Here is a 19,314-nt window from a genome sequence, read left to right as displayed (position 1 = left end):
ATGTCGGGTCGGCAGGGCTCTCACGTTCAGTCCTCCGGAACGCCCTTCTCGGACCACTCGTTGGCGAAGTGTTCCATCTGGCGGAGGACCAGGTCGATGGCCTCCTTCTGCTGGTCCGGCGGATAGTTGTTGCGGGCCAGGAGGCGCTTGATGGTGCTGCGCAGGCGGGCGCGGACGGACTCGCGGGCGATCCAGTCGGGCTTGAGCTGGCGGCAGACCTCGGTAACGAGTTCGCGGGCGATGCCGGCCAGGACCTCGTCGCCCATGAGGGAGCGGGCGGTGCCGTGGTCGGCGACAGCGTCGTAGAAGGCGAGTTCGCGCCAGTTCAGGGGCGGGTCGAACTGCGTCGCGATGGGGAGTCTGGGCCTGGGCCAGAAAACGAAGCAGGGCTGCGAGTTCCCCTGCTATACGGTCGAGGTCTCCCACCGCGGCGAGCTCACCCAGACCGAGGGCGATCTGCGCGCGGGTGGCCTCGCGTTCACTCTCGGCGACTGAACAGCCAATCGGGGCGGGATGGCCCCTCCGTGCCCTCCCTGCGCATGCCCGCCCTTTCGGAACCTGTCACTGGACAAAGAACTTCACCCACGTGTCGGCCGGCAGGGCATCGTGGACCCAGCGACAGGTCCCGACAACTCCGGCCACCGGCATCGCGGTCTCGGGGACGGCGGTAGCCCTCAGCGGGTGACGCCGGCCACGTCGGGACACTCGACGCGCGAACCGGGCTGGGGCAGCGGTGTCCACCATCCCGGAACGACTCAGGGGCCGAGGTCGAGGACTCGTACAGGCTGCCCCTTCCACACGTCAGGGGCCGCGGTGGCAACCACCGCCCCGTTCGGCCGTTCCGCGGTCGGCTCGGCGGCGTGCCGGGTGTGGGCAGGAGCCCAGGACGTCTCGCGGGCCATGGCGAGCGCGGCCGGCAGATCCAGGTCGAGCACGGTGATCCCCGGGAGCGCGGCAAGGCGCTCCGCCGAACCGGGCCGTATGCGATCGGCCTCGACCAGCGCGCATGCGGGGGCGTAGAGGAACCAGCCCACCTCGGAATGCGCGCGATGAATCAGGCGTGAGGCGAGCACATTGCCCCGTCCTGCCGCCACCATCGCCGTCTCGTCCAGGACGAAGTGCAGAGCCTCGGTCACCTTACCCCCGCCTCGGTGAGCCGCCGGTCCAGCTCGGCGTCCAGTTCGGCCTGTTCGCTTGCACTCGGGTCGTAGCCGTTCCATGTGCGCAGGGCGGCGCGCGCCTGCTCGGCGCGGGCGGTGCGCTCCTCGGCGGTGAGCAGGGTCTCGGCGAGATGGGACAGGTAGCCTCGCAGAGACATGCCTTCGGAGGACGCTATCCGGGCCAGCCGGTCGCGGGCTTCGGCGGGAATGCGGATGTTGGCGTCGGACATATGGGCCTCCTCAGTCGATCCACGACCTCATCGCCGGCCCCCTGCCGGAAACACGTACTCCGCCCACACGGTCTTCCCCGGTCCCTCCGCGCGCGGATGCCAGTCCCAGCGGGTGGCGAAGTGCGACACCAGCACCAGCCCGCGGCCGGCCTCCTCCTCGCCGTCGGCGGCGCCCTCCGGGGCGGCGGGGCGTCGGGGCAGCCGTTCGGTGCGGGTGTCGGTGACCTCGACGCGCACGACCCGGCCGTCGGGCTCGGCACACAGACGAAAGTGGAAGTCCCGGCCGGCGACATGACCGTGCTGCACGGCGTTCGCGGTGAGCTCGGCGACGATCAGCACGATCGCGTCATGCGCGTCGGTGCCGTACGGCATTCCCCACGCGTCCAGCCGAACGGCCGCCAGACGACGGGCGAGGCGGGCCCCACGGGGCGTGGAGGTGAAGCGCATCTCGAAGGTGCGGTCCGGCGACGGAACGGGAGCGCAGGGACTGGCCGGTTGGGCGATACCGATGAGTTTGTTGGGTTTCGTCGACACACCGACCACGGTCCCGCCCGTCGCGTAGCGTGACCAGAGGTGACGCAGCGACAGGGACGGTTGTACGTGCACCGTCCGCACCGGTAGGCGCTGCGCGCCGTGACGGCGTCCCTTGCGGGGGCGTTGGGGCAAGGAGGCGGTGATGCACATGGCGGAGACCGGGGAACGCGGTCACGGCGGCGCGGGGGCGGTCGTGAGTCTCGGGGACAGCTGGGAGAACGACGACGGGGCGGCCGGGCCGCGACCTGAGGACGACACCGGGCGAGGGATCGTCGTCGCGTTCGGGCAGACCATGAAGACGCTGCGACTGCGACAGGGCCTGGAACGCGAGGAGTTCGGAAGACGTCTCGGCTACTCGGCCTCCACGATCGCCTCGTTCGAGCAGGGACGGCGGATCCCCACGCCCCGGACGATCGAGCGGGCCGACGACGAACTCGGGGCGGACGGCTTGCTGTGCCTGTGGAAGGAGCAGTTGGAGCGGGCACAGTATCCGGTGTTCTTCCAGGGGATGGCGACCCTGGAGAAAGAGGCCATGGAGTTGGTCTCGTACAGCACACTCGTGTTCAACGGCCTGGTGCAGACCGAGGAGTACATGCGAGCCGTGTTGGCCATGCGGTGCCCGATCCTGGACGAGGAGACCATCGAGCAACGCGTCGCAGCACGGCTGGCCCGCCAGGTCATCCTCGACGGCCGACCGGCCCCGCTCCTCAGCTTCGTGATCGGGGAGGCGGTGCTGAGACACCGATATGGAGGAAGGGACGTGCTACGGGGGCAGTTGGAGCATCTGCTCCTCATCGGCCAAAAGCGGAATGTTGTGATTCAGGTGATGCCACTCGACTGTGAAGACAACGCAGGCGTAGACGGTCCGTTCACGATCGTCACACGCAAGGACGGCAAGAAGTTCGTGTATGCGGAGGCGCAAGGAACCAGCGCCCTCCAGACCGACCCGGAACAAACAGCTCTCGCCGGCGCTCGCTATGGGATTATCCGATCACAGGCTCTCAGTCCGCGAGAGTCTCTGGAGCTCATCGAAGGGTTGCTGGGATCGCTATGAACAACGCTGAGTCCTCGACCGCCGCGTCCGGCCTCGCCTGGTTCAAGAGCAGCTACAGCGGAGCCGAAGGCGGCGAATGCGTAGAGGTCGCCACCGCCGCGGCATCCGTACACATCCGCGACTCCAAGGCCATCACCGGCCCGATCGTCACGGTCTCCCGCAAGGCGTGGACGGGATTCGTCCAGCTGACCTCATCGGAACAGCGCGCCTGACGCACCCCGCACGCCCGTAAGAGCCCTGCCGCCCCCGCCGGACGGCAGGGCTCTCACCATCGGTGCATTTTCGGGTGCGACGGATACCGCTGCCCATCCAGAATGGCCCGATGATCGAAGAACTCGCCGATCGGCTGCGGCAGTGCGGGGAGGACACCGGGCACCCCGAGTTCGCCGCACGCATGGCCCATGCCCTGGAGGCCGTCGTGGCGGATCTCCAGGCACTGCCTCGTGACGACGCGCCCACCGTCCTTGACCTGTACAGGTACGTCAAAGAGCGTTTGGCACGGAACCCGGAGGACAGCGCGGCCCGTTGGGGGCTGGTCGCGCTCTCGCTGGTCCACGGGGCCAACGACGGCGGGCTGTCCCTGCTCGGGCCGGAGATCGCCGCCGACCCGGCGATCGTGGCGGACGCCGTCACGATCGCGGACTGGGTCTTCCAGGAGATCGGCTTCGACCTCACCCGCGAGCTGCGTGAGGCGTGCTCGTATGCCGACCGCCGGGCCCTGGAGGCGCCGGCGCGGACGAACGACCGATTGATTGATTGATTCGAACGAAACTGCCTGGTTGTCCGCGAACTCCCCCGGAAGTGTCCGCGATCGGTAACTGCCGCATCCCGTGGCCGTCGACCCTCGTCCTGGCAAGTGGTCGGAAGGCGACCGAGGATCGGCGAGGAACTGCGGGAAAGTGGGGCGGACATGGCACGGCACGGCGGTGGGCGGGGTTGGCACGTCAAGGTGGCCGGGGCGGCGCTCGGGGTGACGGTGCTGGCTGCGGGTGCGTCGCTGTGGACCGCGCAGGCCGGTGTCCTGGGCGGCCCGACGCCGCGGGCGACCGCGTCGGCAACGCCGGGCAGTGACATCAAGCCGGTGGACGTGACCATCGTGCATGCCTCGGACAAGGGGGAGCACGGCGTCAACATCACCATCGACGACGGCCCCGACCCCGTGTGGACCCCTCAGGTGCTCGAGCTGCTGCGGGAGTACGGGGTGAAGGCCACCTTCTGCATGGTGGGAACGCAGGCGCAGGCGCATCCGGACCTCGTGAAGCAGGTGGTCGCGGCCGGGCACCGGCTGTGCGACCACACGGTGTCGCACGACACCACCATGGACACCAAGTCCGAGGCCTACCAGAAGCAGCAGATTCTCGACGCCGAACGCATGATCACCGAGGCGTCCGGGGGCATACGGCCGATGTACTACCGGGCGCCCGGCGGGGCCTTCACCCCCTACAGCCGCAAGCTGGCGGCCTCCCGGGGTATGCGCCCGCTGGGCTGGAACGTGGACACCAAGGACTTCGAGCTGCCGGGCACCGACGCCATCGTCGCCACCGTCGAGCGGGAACTGCCCAACGGGCCGACGCTCCTCTTCCACGACGCGGGCGGCGACCGCTCCCAGACCGTCGAGGCCCTGCGCCGGATCCTCCCCCGACTCAAGGAGCAGGGCTACTCCTTCGGGTTCCCGGTGCGCTGAGCCACTCGCCCGGGTGACACCAGTGTCGCGTAGCCCTCACCCGACGCGTGAGCCTACGTCGGCTACGGCCCTGAGCCGGGTGAACTCCCGGGTCAGGGCCGTAAACACGTAAACAGAGGAACTACCGCGTCACTCCGCGTCCGGCGTCATCCGCAGCGAGATCGAGTTGATGCAGTACCGCTGGTCCGTGGGTGTCGCGTAGCCCTCACCCTCGAAGACATGGCCCAGGTGGGAGCCGCAGCGGGCGCAGCGGACCTCGGTGCGGAGCATGCCGTGGGAGCGGTCCTCCAGGAGTTCCACCGCGTCGGTGTCCTTCGGGTCGAAGAAGGACGGCCAGCCGCAGTGGGACTCGAACTTCGTGTCCGAGGTGAAGAGTTCGGCACCGCAGGCGCGGCAGGAGTAGACGCCCTTGGCCTTGGTGTTCGTGTACTCACCCCGGAAGGCGGGCTCCGTGCCCGCCTGGCGCAGCACCGCGTACTCGGCGGGGGTCAGCTCCGCGCGCCACTGCTCGTCCGGCTTCTCTACGTCGTACGACATGAAGGCCAACCCCTTACTGCTGTGCGAGACGGTCCAGGATCCGCGGGCCGAGGTCGGTGACATCGCCCGCGCCCATGGTAAGAACGAGATCACCGGGCTTCGCCATTCCCGCCACGACCTCGGGAATCTCCGCCTTGTCGTGGACGGCCTGCACCTCGGCGCCCGCCGCCCGGGCCGCCTCGATGATCAGCTCGCTGGTGATGCCGGGGATCGGGTCCTCGCGGGCCGGGTAGATGTCCAGGACGGCCGAGGCGTCCGCCAGGGCGAGCGCCTGGCCCATCTCCTTGCCCAGCTCCTGGGTGCGGGAGAAGAGGTGGGGCTGGAAGACCACCAGGATGCGGGAGTCCCCGGCCGCCGCCCGCATCGCCTCCAGGTCGGCCGTCATCTCGGTCGGGTGGTGGGCATAGGAGTCGACGACCTGCACACCGGCCGCCTCGCCCATCAGCTGGAGGCGGCGCTTGACGCCGGTGTACGCCGCGAGGGCGGGGGCCAGCTCGGCCGCCGGTACGCCGAGGGCCGCGCCCGCAGCCAGCGCCGCCACCGCGTTGTGCGCGTAGTGCCGGCCGGGGACGGAGACCGTGAAGGCCAGCTCCGCGCCGTCCATGAGCACCGTCACCCGGCTCTTCAGGCCCTGCGGGACGACGGACAGGATGCGGACGTCGGCGTCCTCCGACTCTCCGTACGTCACCGTCCGCACCGATCCGTCCAGCCGCCGGGTCAGCTCGCGGGCGCCCTCGTGGTCCGCCGCGATCACCAGGGTGCCGCCGGGGACGATCCGGTCCACGAAGGTCCCGAAGGAGGCGTAGATCTCCTCGATGGACGCATAGTTCGCATGGTGGTCGAGCTCGACGTTGAGGACGACGGCGACCTCGGGCGCGTACTTGTGGAAGCTGCGGTCGCTTTCGTCGGCCTCGGCGACGAAGATCTCGCCCTCGCCGTGCACGGCGTTGGAGCCGGGGGCGTCCAGGTCGCCGCCGATCGCGTAGGACGGGGCGAGGCCCAGCTCGGTCAGGGACACCGCCAGCATCGATGTGGTGGTCGTCTTGCCGTGCGTGCCGGCGACCGCGAGCGGACGCAGGCCGTCCATCAGCCGGGCGAGGGCGTCCGACCGGTGCACCACGGGGATGCCCAGCTCCGCCGCGCGCGCCAGCTCCGGGTTGTCGGCCCGGATCGCGGAGGAGACCACCACACAGGTGGCGTCGGCGGCGAGGTGCCCGGCCGCGTGGCCGAGGTGCACCGTCGCACCCAGTGCGCGCAGCGCCTCGACGGTCGGCGACTCCTTGGCGTCGCTGCCGGCCACCTCGGCGCCGCGCTGGGCGAGGATCTTCGCGATGCCCGACATTCCGGCGCCGCCGATGCCGATGAAATGGGGTCGGTCCATGGCGGTGGGGAGGCCGGGTGCCATGCGTGTCTCCTGAGGTGCTGGTACGGCGGGCTTTCGGCGGACCAGCCTATGCCGTGGCGCCCCCGATCACGTAACACCGGATCACGCGGCACCGACCGGTCGGACGGACGGATCCCGTGAGACCGCCCGGTCAGGACGCCTTGCTGTGCGAGAACAGCTTCAGCACCGGCACTCCCACCTTGTGCCGGGCCCTGGACGCCCAGTCGCGGTGGAAGAACTCCTCCACATAGTGGGGATCGGTCAGCACGATCACCTCGTCCGCGCCGACCTCGCCGACCAGCGCCCTGAGCGCGTCCAGCGGGTGGTCCTCGATCAGCCGGCCCTCGGCCTCGCGGCCCGCCGCGCGCAGTGCGGTCAGGGAGACCTCCAGGGCCTGCTGCCCGAGTGCCGCCGCGTCCTTGCCCTCCGGGGTGGCCCTTTCGTGTGCCGCCTCGTCCAGCTCGCCCAGGGCGATGTCGTCGATCGCCCGCAGCAACCGGTCCGCCTGGTCGCCGCGGGGCTGCAACAGGACGTGGAAGAACACCTGCTCGTCACCGTGCAAGGTGGTGACGAACTCCACGTCGGCGGATGTGAGGGCCTTCTCGATCATCAGTACGCTCGTGAACACGACGGGCGCCCCTTCTTCTCCGAGCCTTCGAGGGCCCCCGAGGGGCCTCTTCTCCTCCGCGGGCCGTACAGACCCTGCGGAAACCATCCTGCCCTGTGATCGCATAGGAGGTCGCGCGGATAGGTGGGGCGGCGTCGCGGGGCCGGGCACGCACATCTGCGGCGTTGTCGTCAATCACCATGGCTCCGCCATGCCTCAATCCTCCGCCTTGCAGCTGCACGCACCCGGCCCCGCTCCTTCCTCCACCCCACCTATCCGCGCGACCTCTAGGTTCTGCGAGATTCGGTGTGCCCGTCCGCAGTCGGTCGCGGCGAGTCACCCCCGCGGCGCCGCGCCGTGGTGCCGCCTCAGGTGCGGCGGTACCGGCTGAACAGGAACCCGTCCTCCTCCAGCAGCGACGCCAGCGCGAACCGCCGGGGGACCGTCAGCGCGGGGCCGTCGGCGATCCGCTGCCCGTCGCCCGCCGTGAGCATCGGGGAGACCGTGAGACACAGTTCGTCCAGCACCCCGGCCGCGATCATCTGGCCCAGCAGCCGGGGCCCGCCCTCGGTGAGCTGCCGGGTCATGCCGAGGTCCGCGAGGGCGCGGACGGCTCGCGCCGGGTCCACGGCCGTGCCGTCCCCGGCGATCACCACCCGGGCCCCCGCCTTCTCGGCGGCGGCCTTCTGCTCCGGCGGTGCCGCCGCCCCGGTCAGCACCAGGGTCGGCACCCGGGGCGAGGTGAACAGCGGCCAGGAGAAGTCCAGCCGGAGGCTCGCGCTCACCACGGCGATCGCGGTCGCCGGGGCCTGCCCCGCCGCCTTCCGCGCCGCCGCGAAGGCCTCCCGCTCGCGGGCCGGGCGGTACCCCTCCTGCCGTACCGTTTCCGCACCGACGATCACGACGTCCGCGAGCCCCCGCAGGGTGCCGAAGATCCGCATGTCGGCGGCCCCGGAGATGGGCTGGGAACGCCCGTCGTGCTGGGCGGCCCCGTCGAGCGTGGAGACCATGTTGGCGCGCAGCCAGGGCTCCCGGCGGCCGGCGGCGGGCTCGGGGTAGGCGTACGCCCCGGCCAGCTCCTCCAGCGTCCACTCACGGTCGCCGGGCGGGGGCACCGGGCCGCTCTCACCGGGCCGGGCCGCTGTCTCGTCGGTCACAGGGAACAGGCGTCGCATGCCGTGCAGTCTGGCACGGCCTTTAGAGTGGTGAACCGTGCCGTCCTTCACCGCCGCTTCCGGGATCGATCCGATAACCGAAACGGGCCCGCTGTCCCTGTGCTCGCGCGAGCCGCATGTCCCCGCCGACCGACTGGTCGCCGAGATGGTGCCGCCGCCGCGCTTCGACTCGGTCCGGTTCGCCACCTACCTCCCGGACCCCGACCAGCCCAGCCAGCGCGAGGCCGTGGGCGTCCTCGACGGCTTCGCCGGGGGGCTCGGCGGTGCGCACGCCGTGTCCGCCAGGCGCTCGTTCTTCGGCTTCGGCAAGGCCAGGACGCCCAAGGTCCCGGCCGGCCCCCGGGGCGTCTATCTGGACGGTGGTTACGGCGTCGGCAAGACCCACCTCCTGGCCTCGCTGTGGCACGCCACCCCGGCCGAGCCCGCGCTCAAGGCCTTCGGCACCTTTGTGGAGCTGACCAATCTGGTGGGCGCGCTCGGCTTCCAGCAGACGGTCCGGACGCTCTCCGGGCACCGCCTCCTGTGCATCGACGAGTTCGAACTCGACGACCCCGGCGACACCGTCCTCGTCTCCACGCTGCTCGGCAAGCTCGTCGACGCGGGCGTGGCGCTCGCCGCCACCTCCAACACCCTGCCGGGCAAGCTCGGCGAGGGACGTTTCGCGGCCGCCGACTTCCTGCGCGAGATCCAGGGCCTGTCCGCCCACTTCCGCGCCCTGCGCATCGACGGCGAGGACTACCGCCACCGCGGACTTCCGAAGGCCCCGGAGCCCTACAGCGACGACCAGGTGACCAAGGCGGCGTACGCCACCGAGGGCGCCTCGCTCGACGACTTCCCGCATCTGCTGGACCACCTCGCACGCGTCCACCCCAGCCGCTACGGCGCGCTGACGGACGGGCTCAGGGCGGTGTGCCTGACCGATGTGCGGCCGGTGCCGGACCAGTCGACGGCGCTGCGCCTGGTGGTGCTGGCGGACCGTCTCTACGACCGTGAGGTGCCGGTGCTCGCCTCCGGACTGCCGTTCGATCAGCTGTTCAGCGAGGAGATGCTGAAGGGCGGCTACCGCAAGAAGTACTTCCGGGCGATCTCCCGTCTCACCGCCCTCGCCCGCGACGCCCAGGGCCTCGTCGGGGACTGACACCCGTCCGGGGCCCACCGGACGGCGGTACCGGTCTCGCCCCGAGGGCCACATCGGAATTATCGTGGCAAGTGCAGATAATTCCGGACCTCTCATGATCCGGGCCTCTCGTCGAGGGGGTCGTCATGATCCAGGAGCTGGTGGGCGCCTTGGTGGGGGCGGGTGCCGTGGGACTCGTGTATCTGGCCGCGGCGGCACGGATCATCAAGCAGTACGAACGCGGTGTGGTCTTCCGCTTCGGGCAGCTCATCGGGGCGCCCCGGCCCCCGGGATTCACCATGATCCTTCCGGTGGTCGACCGGCTGTACAAGGTCAATCTGCAGATCGTGACACTGCCCATCCCCGCCCAGGAGGGCATCACCCGGGACAATGTGACCGTACGCGTGGACGCCGTCGTCTACTTCAAGGTGATGGACGCGGCGAACGCGCTGATCAAGGTCGAGGACTACCGGTTCGCGGTCTCCCAGATGGCGCAGACCTCGCTGCGCTCGATCATCGGCAAGAGCGATCTGGACGATCTGCTCTCCAACCGGGAGAAGCTCAACCAGGGGCTGGAACTGATGATCGACAGCCCGGCGGTGGGTTGGGGTGTCCAGATCGACCGCGTCGAGATCAAGGATGTGTCGCTGCCCGACACGATGAAGCGTTCGATGGCCCGCCAGGCGGAGGCCGACCGGGAGCGCCGGGCGCGCATCATCAACGCGGACGCGGAGCTCCAGGCCTCGAAGAAGCTGGCGGAGGCCGCCGGGGTGATGTCCGAGCAGCCCGCCGCGCTCCAGCTGCGGCTGCTGCAGACCGTGGTGGCGGTGGCGGCCGAGAAGAACTCCACACTGGTACTGCCGTTCCCGGTGGAGTTGCTGCGGTTCCTGGAGCGGGCGGCACCGGCGGAGGCGGACCGGGGCCACGACGGGCAGGCTGCCCGACTGCCAGGAAGGACACCCTCCGAGGGCGTGCCGGAGCCCGAGGAGGCCCCGGGACCGCCGGACGAGGTGGTTCCCGGACCGTCGTCTCCCGAGCCCTCCGGTGCGGACGAGCCCATGCCGTCCCCCGAGACCGCCACTCCGTGCGAACCCGGGCCGGAACCCGCGGACCCGGCCTCCGACGCAGACCCGGACTCGGACGCGGCCCCGGACGCGTCACCCGCCACGCCCTCCGCGTGTCGCTCCGCCTTCCTCCAGGACCACGAGGACCAGCCCCGTTCCCCTCAGCCCTGACGACCGAGGTCAGCCCGGACGACCGAGGCCGGCCTGACGACCGAGCCGCCCTCGGTCCGGCCGGGTGACTTCCGCGGCCCTCCCGGTCCGGCACACCCACCCAGTAGGGTTTCCCGATCATGGAGACCGCTACGTTCGTACGGTGATCCCTCTTGTACGACGTCTCGTGGCCCTCGGCGTCCTCGGCACCGCGCTCGCCGCCTGCGGAGCCCCCTCCACCCCCACCACTTCGCACCTCTCCGCGCGGCCCTCGGCATCGCTGCCGGCCTCGCCCTCGGTCTCGCATCCGACGCCGTCCCGGCCGGCCACATCGGGGCCGCCCACGCTCGCGACCGGGCCCCGGGGGCTGACCCCCGTCTTCAAGAACGCCGCGACGCACGAGAAGGTCGTCGCCCTCACCTTCGACGCGGACATGACCGCGGACCAGGGCCCCCGGGCGAAGGCGGGCGAACACTTCGACAATCCCGGACTGATCGACGCGCTCCGGCAGTTGAAGGTGCCGTCGACCGTGTTCATGACCGGCCGCTGGGCCGAGCAGTACCCCCGCCAGGCCCGGGCCATCGGCCGTGACCCGCTCTTCGAGGTCGCCAACCACTCCTACAGCCACCACTCCTTCACCGGCAGCTGCTACGGACTGCCGGTCCTGCCCGAGGAACGGATGCGCTCCGATGTGGAACGCGCCTTCACCTCGCTCCGCGCGGCGGGCGTGCCCCGTCCGATGCCCTACTTCCGCTTCCCGGGCGGCTGCTACGACAACAAGGCGCTGCGCGCGATCAGTTCGCTGGGTGTGACGGCGGTCCAGTGGGACGTCGTCAGCGGGGACGCGTTCGCCAAGGACGCGAACGCCGTGGTGCAGCAGGTGCTGGACGGGGTCCGGCCCGGTTCCGTGGTCGTCCTGCACTGCACCCGCAGCGCGGCACCGGTGACCGAGCAGGTGATCCGGACCGTGGTGCCCCGGCTCCGGGAACAGGGCTACCGGTTCGTCAAGGTCTCCGAGATGATCGAGGTGTCGCGCCGACGGTCGTAGGAGCCGGGCGCGGCCGTCCTCCGCCCCGGGAATCCTCCTGTCCCGCGCCTGGCAGACTGGGGGCCGTGAGCAGTGACCACAGCCCCGCGGCATTGACCCAGGACCGGAGCCAGGAGCGTACGGACGGCGGAGACGCCCGGGAGGACAGTCCGTTCCGCTCCGAGCGCTCCGTGCGCGACGAGGCACCGCAGTACGTGCTTCCGCTCGTCGTACGTATCGAGCGGGCCGCTCCCCCGGCGCGTACCGACGCACTGGAGACGGCGGCCCGTGCCGTGCTCCTGATCCTCGACGACGAACGCTCGCTCGGCGAGGGCGAGTGGGCGGCGGCGATGCGGGACTGGCAGGACGCCCGGATCCGCAAGGTGGTGCGGCGGGCGCGCGGCGCGGAGTGGCGGCGGGCCGAGGCGCTGCCGGGCATCACGGTCACGGGCGCCGCGGCGCAGGTACGTGTCTTCCCGCCCGTCCCCCTGGACGGCTGGCCGAAGGAGCTGGCCAAGCTCCAGGTCTCCGGCACGGACCTCGACGAACCGGAGCAGCCTGCGCGGCCCGACCCCGCGGTGCCGGTGCTGTGGCTCAACCCGGAGCTGGAGATGTCGGCCGGCAAGGCCATGGCCCAGGCCGGGCACGGCGCCCAACTCGCCTGGTGGGCCCTGCCGGACGAGGCGCGCACCGCCTGGCGGGAGGCGGGCTTCCCGCTCGCCGTCCGCACCGCGTCCCCGTCCCGCTGGCCCGAACTCACCATGTCCGGGCTTCCGTTGGTGCGGGACGCGGGTTTCACGGAGATCGCCCCGGGCAGCTGCACGGTGGTCGCGGACCATCCCGCGCTCCGCCGGGCCTGACGAGGGGCGAGGCCCGGGGGAACCTCAAATGTTCCTCTGAACGCCCCCCGGTGGGGGTTCGACCCCCGGGGCCGGGGTCATGACTCCCTCAACGCCGTCTGGGGAGACGCGTCTACGGGAAAGAACAGTCGTGCGGCCGGTGTGGGCGGTGACCGCACCGGCCGCACGGCTGTTCGACCGCAGGGCCCGGGGAGATCCTCGCCGGAGGAGGGGGACGATGGAGCGACTGGGGACGGGCATCGGCTGGCGGCCGGAGATCGCCGACGCGGTGGAGCGCATGCAGGGCGTCGACTGGGTCGAGACCGTGGCGGAGAACGTGTGCCCGGGGCATCTCCCCGAGTCGCTGCTGCGGCTGCGTGACCGCGGTGTCACCGTCGTCCCGCACGGTGTCTCCCTCGGCCTGGGCGGCGCGCACCCTCCCGAGGAGGCCCGGCTGGCCGGACTCGCCGAGCGTGCCCTGGCGCTGGGCTCGCCACTGGTCACCGAGCACATCGCGTTCGTACGGGCGGGCGGGCCGCCGACCGGCTCTCCCCCGCTGGAGGCTGGTCATCTGCTGCCGGTCCCGCGCAGCCGCGACGCGCTGGACGTGCTGTGCGAGAACGTCCGCATCGCCCAGGAGTCCCTGCCGGTACCGCTCGCGGTGGAGAACATCGCGGCCCTGTTCTCCTGGCCGGGCGAGGAGATGACCGAGGGGCAGTTCCTGTACGAGCTGGTGGACCGCACCGGGGTACGGCTGCTGATCGATGTCGCCAACCTCCACACCAACCACGTCAACCGGGGCGAGGACCCGGCCGGGGCGCTCGACGAACTGCCCGTGGAGGCCATCGCCTACGTCCATGTCGCGGGCGGTCACGAACGGGACGGCGTCTGGCACGACAGCCATGCTCATCCGGTCCCCGAGCCGGTCCTGGACATCCTGGCGGACCTGGCGTCCCGCATCACCCCGCCCGGGGTGCTGCTGGAACGCGACGACGACTTCCCCGAGCAGGCCGAGCTGGAGCGGGAACTGACGGCGATCCGGGAGACGGTGCGCGCGCGGACGGCGGCGGGCGGGCAGAGGGCCGGCGGGCGGACGGCAGCGGGCGGCCCGACCGATCCCGCGACGGCGGATCGGGGCGGCTCACCCGTGAGGTCCAGTGCCATGAGAGAGACACCCCGGCGGGCCGGAGTCCCCGTACCCGTGGATCCGGCGTGCGAGGATCCCGGTGATCCCGGTCGCGGCGGTACCGACCCCGCCCGTCGGCGGCTCGCGCTGGCGCAGACCGCGCTGCTCTCCTCCCTGGTCGCCGACGCTGCCCCGCCCGAGGGCTTCGACCGGGTGCGGCTCGGGGTGCAGGCGGACGCTCTGGCCGCCAAGCGGGCCGGTGTGGTGGCGAAGGTCGCGCCCGAACTGCCCCGGATCCTCGGGGAGGAGTACCGGCCCGCCTTCCTCGCCTACGCCCAGGACCGCCCGATGACCGGCGGCCACCGGCGCGACGCCCTCGACTTCGCCGAGCATCTGCTGCGCGCCGGACGGCCCGAGGACACCCGGGCGCGGCGTCGGCTGCGCACCTGGTGGCGGGAGCGCTCGGGACCGACACCGCCCTCCCGCCGCCCCGCGGTCCGGCTGGCCAGGACCGCACGCCGGATCCTGTCCCGGCGCTGAACCGGCACATCCCGGTCTCCGAGCTCTCGGTGATCGTCGTGGACGCCGATCGGCACCAGGGCACGCGCCCGCTCGGTAGGGCCGCGCACATAGATATGTCCCGCACCCCGGCAGGGCGCGGGACATGTCCCGGTGGAGCGTCAGGCGAGGTCGGCGACCAGGTCCGCGACCGACTTGCGGCGGCCCGTGAAGAACGGCACCTCCTCGCGGACGTGCATCCGGGCCTCCGAACCGCGCAGATGGCGCATCAGGTCGACGATGCGGTGCAGCTCGTCGGCCTCGAAGGCGAGGACCCACTCGTAGTCGCCGAGGGAGAAGGAGGCGACCGTGTTGGCCCGCACGTCCGGGTAGCCGCGGGCCATCTTGCCGTGGTCCGCGAGCATCCGGCGGCGGTCCTCGTCGGGCAGCAGATACCAGTCGTACGAGCGCACGAACGGGTAGACGCTGACATAGTTGCGCGGGGTCTCGTCGGCCAGGAACGCCGGGATGTGCGAGCGGTTGAACTCGGCGGGGCGGTGCAGCGCCATGTTCGACCAGACCGGCTCCAGGGCGCGGCCCAGCCTGGTGCGGCGGAAGAGGTTGTAGGCCTCCTGCAGCTGGTCGCTGGACTCCGCGTGCCACCAGATCATGAGGTCGGCGTCGGCGCGCAGCCCCGACAGGTCATAGGTGCCGCGGACGGTCACATCCTTGGCGCCGAGCTGGTCGAACAGCTCCTGGACCTCGTCGGCGTACCCGGCGCGGTCCTCGGGCAGCACGTCCTTCAGCTTGAAGACGGACCACAGGGTGTAGCGGATGACCTCGTTGAGGTCCTTGGCCAGCTTGCCCTTGTTCGGGATCCTGCCGGCCTCGGTGGTGGGGGCGTCGTCACTCATGGGGTTATTCTCCCGCTCCGTCATCAGGGTTCTGCACCGGGTGTGCGGTGTGGTCGTGCGTGTCCCCCGGTCGTGCGGTCTCGGCGGACGCGCCGTGCGCCGCGGCGGTCGTCGCGGGGGTCACGCCGAGCCGGTCCACGGCGGCGTAGGCGCTCGCGATGCACGCCGGGATGCCGACGCCGTCGTAGGCCGCGCCGCACACCGCGAGGCCCGGCAGTGCGGCGAGGTGCTCACGGACGCGGTCCACCCGCGCATGGTGGCCGACGGGGTACTGGGGCAGGCCGCCGTTCCAGCGGGTGACCCGGGCCTCCAGCGGCACCGCGTCCAGGCCGGTGGCCTCGCGCAGGTCGTGCCGGGAGACGGCCACCAGGTCGCGGTCCTCGCGCTGGAGTATCTCGCTCTCGCCGTACCGGCCGACCGAGGTCCGTACGACGACCACGTCCGGGTCCTCGTCGGCGATCCAGCCCCACTTGTGGGAGGCGAACGTCGACGCCTTGATCGTGCGTCCGTCGACCGGGGGCACCAGGAAGCCGCTGCCCTCGGGCAGGGTCAGGTCGGCGCGGTGGAAGGCGAGGGTGATCAGGGCCATGGAGGCGTACTCCACGGCGCCCAGTTCGGCGGCGGCCCCCGGGGAGGCGGTGCGCAGCAGCCGGGCGGCCTCCGGGGCGGGGGCCGCGAGGACCACCGCGTCGGCCTCGAGGACCCGGTCGCCGAGGCGGACCCGCCAGCCCTCAGTCGTACGGTCCAGCCCCTCCGCCGCGGTCTTCAGGAGGATCTCCCCTCCCCGCGCCCGCACCGACTCCGCCACGGCAAGCGGGAGCCGGCCGACGCCGCCCCGGACGCCCAGGAACACCGGGCCCTGCTGCGGGTTCGCGGCCGAGGCCGCCTGGATCTCGCGGACCGCCTCGGTCAGCGAGTCGTGCGCACGGGCCGCCGAGAACAGCTGCGGGACCGCCGAGCGCATCGAGATGCGGTACGCGTCCCCCGCGTACACCCCGCCGAGCAGCGGTTCCACCAGACGGTCCACCACCTCACGGCCGAGGCGGGCCGCCACGTACTCCCCCACCGCCACATCGTCGCCGACCTCGGTGCGCGGCAGCTCCGCGTCGCGCTCGATACGGGCCAGCCCCTCGTCGGTGAGCAGACCGGACAGGGCGGAGGCGGTGCCCGGCACCCCCATGACATGTCCCTTGGGCATCGGCCGCAGCGCACCGCGGGTCCAGATCGAGGCGGTGGTCGTGGCCGGGGCCCGGAGGTCGTCGGTGAGACCGACCTCGCGGGCGAGCACCGCCGCCTCGGGCCGGCGCGCCAGCATCGACTCGGCACCGAGGTCGACGCGCACTCCGGCGATCTCACCGGGCAGCAGCTTGCCGCCCACCCGTTCCGAGGCCTCCAGGACCGTCACGCGCGCTCCCCGGTCCAGCAGCCGGTGTGCGGCGGCGAGCCCCGCGATCCCGCCTCCGACGACCACCACGTGCCCCGCGCCGGTGCGGTTCTCCCATGCGTTCATGCTCTCCAGGCTCTCAGACCGTCCGGCCCCTCCCGCATGGGCCGGTTGTCCCTGCCGAGTCCCGACCGTGACCGCATCGGGACCGGGATAGCGCCAACGTTCCGGCCCGGCCCCGCGTCCAAGATGCATCGGTCACCACACCCTGGGGGGTACACCCGTATGCGCACATCACGCACACCGCACACACCACGTTCCGTACGGCCGGTCCGGGTCCTGGCCGCGACCCTGCTCACCGCCGCGCTCGCCCTGGCAGGCTGCAGCGCGAGCGCCGGGGACAAGGCGGGGGACGTGTCGAGCGGCGGCCGGGCCCGGGCCGCCGAGGCCGCGTCACCGCAGCAGGGCGCCGTCGACAGCTCCACCGGCGGCGCCGCGAAGAACGGCGCCGGCACGCCCGCTCCCGCCGTGAACGCCGTCATCCGCACCGCGTCCCTGACGGTGCGGGTCAAGGATGTGTCCCGGGCGCTCGACGAGACGCGGACCGCCGTCGAGAACGCGGGCGGGTTCATCGGCCACGAGAACACCAGCCGCGACGCCCGGGGCCATGAGCGCACCCGGCTCGTCCTGAGGGTGCCCGCCGAGAAGTACGAGGAGGTGCTCACCGCACTGCAGGGCACGGGCACGCTGGTCGAGCGGACCGCCAAGGCGGAGGACGTCACCGACCAGGTCGTCGACGTCCAGAGCCGCATCGCCTCGCAGCGCGCCAGTGTGGCGCGGGTGCGCGAGCTGATGGACCGGGCGACCAGGCTCAGCGATGTGGTCGCCCTGGAGGGGGAACTGAGCTCGCGCCAGGCCGATCTCGAGGCACTGCTCGCCCGGCAGTCGTCTCTGAAGGACCGCACCAGCCTGGCCACCATCACCCTGTCGCTGTCCGAGGCGCCCGCGAAGAAGCCGGTGAAGGCGGCCGAGGACGACCGGCCCGGTTTCCTGGACGCGCTGGCCGGAGGCTGGCACGTCTTCGTCACCCTGCTGCGGTGGATCGCCCTGGCCGTCGGCGCGGTGCTCCCCTTCGCGGTGTGCGCGGCGCTGCTGGTGCTGCTGTGGACCAAGGTGATACGCCCCCGGATGCCGTACCGCCCCGCGCACGCCCCCTTCTCCACGGCACTGGACAAGTTCCCCGCGGCCCGTACGACGACCGGGCCCACCGGGGAGCAGGAGGACGGGAGCGGACCGCGGGGCCACGGCGGGCAGGAGGGCCGGGCGGAGCCCGAGGGCGGGACCGGGCAGGACTGAGACCGCCCTGCCCCCGTAGCGTGTTCGTATGAGCATCAGCCACGGTTCGGCCGAGCGTCTGGTCGTGATCGGTGGCGACGCGGCGGGCATGTCCGCCGCGTCGCAGGCACGCCGTCTGAAGGGCCCCGGCGAGCTGGAGATCGTGGCGTTCGAACGCGGTCACTTCTCCTCGTTCTCGGCGTGCGGCATCCCCTACTGGGTCGGCGGCGCCGTCGCCGCACGGGACGAGCTGATCGCGCGGACGCCCGAGGAGCACCGGGCGCGCGCCATCGACCTGCGGATGCGGACGGAGGTCACGGAGATCGATGTGGCGGGCGGCCGGGTCCGCGCACGGGACGTCGATTCCGGGGCCGAGTCCTGGACGTCGTACGACAAGCTGGTGATCGCGACCGGGGCCCGGCCGATCCGCCCCGACCTGCCGGGCGTCGACGCTCCCGGGGTGCACGGTGTGCAGACCCTGGACGACGGCCAGGCGCTGCTGGACACGCTGACCGGCGTGCCGGCGCGCCGCGCGGTGGTCGTCGGCGCGGGCTATATCGGGGTGGAGATGGCCGAGGCGCTGATCGCACGCGGATACGAGGTCACCGTCGTCAACCGCGGCAGCGAGCCCATGGCCACGCTCGACCCGGACATGGGCCGGCTGGTCCACCGGGCCATGGAGGGCCTGAGCATCACCATGGTGAACGACGCCGAGGTCACCAAGATCCTCACCGGGGAGGACGGCGGGGTCCGCGCGGTGGGCACGGAGGCGGCCGAGTTCCCGGCGGACGTGGTGGTGCTCGGCATCGGCGTCCGCCCGGAGACCACGCTGGCCCGGGCCGCCGGACTGCCGCTGGGTGAGCACGGCGGGCTGCTCACGGATCTCGCGATGCGGGTGCGCGGGCATCGGAACATCTGGGCCGGCGGCGACTGCGTCGAAGTCCTCGACCTGGTGTCCGGACGCGAGCGGCATATCGCGCTGGGCACCCATGCCAATAAGCACGGGCAGGTCATCGGCACCAATGCGGGCGGCGGCTACGCCACCTTCCCCGGTGTGGTCGGCACGGCCGTGAGCAAGGTCTGCGATCTGGAGATCGCCCGCACCGGACTGCGGGAGAAGGACGCACGCCGGGCCGGGCTGCAGTATGTGACGGTCACCATCGAGTCCACCAGCCGCGCGGGCTACTACCCGGGCGCCGCCCCCATGACGGTGAAGATGCTCGCCGAGCGCCGCACCGGCCGGCTGCTCGGCGTCCAGATCGTGGGCCGGGAGGGTGCGGCGAAACGGGTGGACATCGCCGCGGTCGCGCTGACCGCACGGATGACGGTCGAGGAGATGACCTCCCTGGACCTGGGCTACGCCCCTCCGTTCTCCCCGGTGTGGGACCCGGTCCTGGTGGCGGCGCGGAAGGCGGTCACGGCGGTGCGTGACGGCCCCGGCTGAGGGGACAAAAGGGGCCCTGCCGTCGCGGCATCCGTCCGAGCGCGGGAAAAA

22 protein-coding genes are annotated in these 19,314 nt (G+C 71.8%); 12 read left to right on the top strand and 10 right to left on the bottom strand.

All coding sequences use genetic code 11. The features are described from left to right. Positions 1-26: 26 nt before the first annotated feature. Positions 27-329: a type I restriction enzyme endonuclease domain-containing protein gene (locus CP978_RS26215; protein WP_227745650.1), complete on the bottom strand. Its 303-nt coding sequence runs from the start codon at positions 327-329 to the stop codon at positions 27-29. A 22-nt stretch (positions 330-351) separates the two neighbouring features. Here CP978_RS26215 and CP978_RS34990 point away from each other — a divergent pair, with 22 nt between their 5' ends. Next, entirely contained in the window at positions 352-495 is a 144-nt protein-coding gene (locus CP978_RS34990; protein WP_158508348.1) for a hypothetical protein, read from the top strand. 260 nt (positions 496-755) lie between these two features. On the opposite strand, the gene CP978_RS26210 is transcribed toward CP978_RS34990, so the two are convergent. The 3 genes from CP978_RS26210 to CP978_RS26200 are packed head-to-tail and all read right to left on the bottom strand — an operon-like array spanning position 756 to position 1,924. Continuing rightward, entirely contained in the window at positions 756-1,136 is a 381-nt protein-coding gene (locus CP978_RS26210) for a PIN domain-containing protein (RefSeq protein ID WP_174498679.1), read from the bottom strand. Next, positions 1,133-1,390, bottom strand: a complete 258-nt coding sequence (locus tag CP978_RS26205; protein WP_043444847.1) for a hypothetical protein — start codon at positions 1,388-1,390, stop codon at positions 1,133-1,135. Before CP978_RS26205 ends, CP978_RS26210 begins: the two co-directional genes overlap by 4 nt. 27 nt (positions 1,391-1,417) lie before the next feature. Further along, on the bottom strand, positions 1,418-1,924 hold the full coding sequence (locus CP978_RS26200; RefSeq protein WP_227745450.1) for an ATP-binding protein: 507 nt from the start codon (positions 1,922-1,924) through the stop codon (positions 1,418-1,420). A gap of 142 nt (positions 1,925-2,066) precedes the next feature. On the opposite strand from CP978_RS26200, the gene CP978_RS26195 reads away from it, so the two are divergent. The 4 genes from CP978_RS26195 (at position 2,067) to CP978_RS26180 (ending at position 4,662) form a co-directional block, all read left to right on the top strand. Continuing rightward, complete coding sequence (locus CP978_RS26195; RefSeq protein WP_052454291.1) at positions 2,067-2,978, top strand: helix-turn-helix domain-containing protein; 912 nt, start codon at positions 2,067-2,069, stop codon at positions 2,976-2,978. Next, positions 2,975-3,190 (top strand): DUF397 domain-containing protein, encoded by a 216-nt coding sequence (locus CP978_RS26190; protein ID WP_043444844.1) that lies wholly within the window; start codon positions 2,975-2,977, stop codon positions 3,188-3,190. Before CP978_RS26195 ends, CP978_RS26190 begins: the two co-directional genes overlap by 4 nt. 110 nt (positions 3,191-3,300) lie before the next feature. Then, positions 3,301-3,738: a hypothetical protein gene (locus CP978_RS26185; protein WP_052454290.1), complete on the top strand. Its 438-nt coding sequence runs from the start codon at positions 3,301-3,303 to the stop codon at positions 3,736-3,738. Positions 3,739-3,888: 150 nt separating this feature from the next. Continuing rightward, positions 3,889-4,662 carry a polysaccharide deacetylase family protein gene (locus tag CP978_RS26180; protein WP_043444841.1) on the top strand — a complete coding sequence of 258 codons (774 nt, stop codon included), beginning with the start codon at positions 3,889-3,891 and terminating at the stop codon, positions 4,660-4,662. 129 nt (positions 4,663-4,791) lie between these two features. On the opposite strand, the gene msrB is transcribed toward CP978_RS26180, so the two are convergent. From msrB to CP978_RS26155, 4 genes are all read right to left on the bottom strand, one after another. Next, a complete protein-coding gene (msrB, locus tag CP978_RS26175; RefSeq protein ID WP_043449518.1) occupies positions 4,792-5,199 on the bottom strand; it encodes a peptide-methionine (R)-S-oxide reductase MsrB in 408 nt (135 codons plus the stop codon). Between the two features lie 13 nt (positions 5,200-5,212). Continuing rightward, positions 5,213-6,604 (bottom strand): UDP-N-acetylmuramate--L-alanine ligase, encoded by a 1,392-nt coding sequence (gene murC / locus CP978_RS26170; RefSeq protein ID WP_043444839.1) that lies wholly within the window; start codon positions 6,602-6,604, stop codon positions 5,213-5,215. Positions 6,605-6,734: 130 nt separating this feature from the next. Beyond that, positions 6,735-7,211: an indole-3-glycerol phosphate synthase gene (locus CP978_RS26165; protein WP_174498678.1), complete on the bottom strand. Its 477-nt coding sequence runs from the start codon at positions 7,209-7,211 to the stop codon at positions 6,735-6,737. Between the two features lie 347 nt (positions 7,212-7,558). Then, positions 7,559-8,365 (bottom strand): pyrimidine reductase family protein, encoded by an 807-nt coding sequence (locus CP978_RS26155; RefSeq protein ID WP_043444838.1) that lies wholly within the window; start codon positions 8,363-8,365, stop codon positions 7,559-7,561. A gap of 37 nt (positions 8,366-8,402) precedes the next feature. On the opposite strand from CP978_RS26155, the gene zapE reads away from it, so the two are divergent. The 5 genes from zapE (at position 8,403) to CP978_RS26130 (ending at position 14,228) form a co-directional block, all read left to right on the top strand. Next, the gene (gene zapE / locus CP978_RS26150) at positions 8,403-9,503 is read left to right on the top strand and encodes a cell division protein ZapE (protein WP_043444836.1); all 1,101 of its coding nucleotides are present in this window, start codon (positions 8,403-8,405) and stop codon (positions 9,501-9,503) included. Between the two features lie 125 nt (positions 9,504-9,628). After that, the gene (locus CP978_RS26145) at positions 9,629-10,717 is read left to right on the top strand and encodes a slipin family protein (RefSeq protein WP_079162323.1); all 1,089 of its coding nucleotides are present in this window, start codon (positions 9,629-9,631) and stop codon (positions 10,715-10,717) included. A gap of 142 nt (positions 10,718-10,859) precedes the next feature. Continuing rightward, positions 10,860-11,744, top strand: coding sequence for a polysaccharide deacetylase family protein (locus tag CP978_RS26140; protein ID WP_043444834.1), 885 nt, complete (start codon positions 10,860-10,862; stop codon positions 11,742-11,744). A 92-nt stretch (positions 11,745-11,836) separates the two neighbouring features. After that, on the top strand, positions 11,837-12,583 hold the full coding sequence (locus CP978_RS26135; RefSeq protein WP_052454289.1) for a peptidyl-tRNA hydrolase: 747 nt from the start codon (positions 11,837-11,839) through the stop codon (positions 12,581-12,583). Positions 12,584-12,800: 217 nt separating this feature from the next. Continuing rightward, entirely contained in the window at positions 12,801-14,228 is a 1,428-nt protein-coding gene (locus CP978_RS26130; RefSeq protein WP_043444830.1) for an MbnB/TglH/ChrH family RiPP precursor modification enzyme, read from the top strand. A 140-nt stretch (positions 14,229-14,368) separates the two neighbouring features. Here the strand turns inward: CP978_RS26130 and hemQ are convergent, their stop codons facing one another. Both hemQ and hemG read right to left on the bottom strand, forming a co-directional pair. Further along, positions 14,369-15,100, bottom strand: a complete 732-nt coding sequence (gene hemQ / locus CP978_RS26125) for a hydrogen peroxide-dependent heme synthase (RefSeq protein ID WP_043444829.1) — start codon at positions 15,098-15,100, stop codon at positions 14,369-14,371. Between the two features lie 4 nt (positions 15,101-15,104). Further along, complete coding sequence (hemG, locus tag CP978_RS26120; protein WP_043444826.1) at positions 15,105-16,610, bottom strand: protoporphyrinogen oxidase; 1,506 nt, start codon at positions 16,608-16,610, stop codon at positions 15,105-15,107. 159 nt (positions 16,611-16,769) lie between these two features. Here hemG and CP978_RS26115 point away from each other — a divergent pair, with 159 nt between their 5' ends. Next, positions 16,770-17,840 carry a DUF4349 domain-containing protein gene (locus CP978_RS26115; RefSeq protein ID WP_052454288.1) on the top strand — a complete coding sequence of 357 codons (1,071 nt, stop codon included), beginning with the start codon at positions 16,770-16,772 and terminating at the stop codon, positions 17,838-17,840. 28 nt (positions 17,841-17,868) lie between these two features. Next, on the top strand, positions 17,869-19,263 hold the full coding sequence (locus tag CP978_RS26110) for an FAD-dependent oxidoreductase (protein ID WP_043444825.1): 1,395 nt from the start codon (positions 17,869-17,871) through the stop codon (positions 19,261-19,263). Positions 19,264-19,314: the final 51 nt, after the last annotated feature.

Source organism: Streptomyces nodosus (assembly GCF_008704995.1).
Classification (GTDB): Bacteria; Actinomycetota; Actinomycetes; order Streptomycetales; family Streptomycetaceae; genus Streptomyces; species Streptomyces nodosus.
The sequence above is the reverse complement of the archived record's forward strand: the minus strand, read 5'-3'. Positions and strand labels throughout refer to the sequence as shown.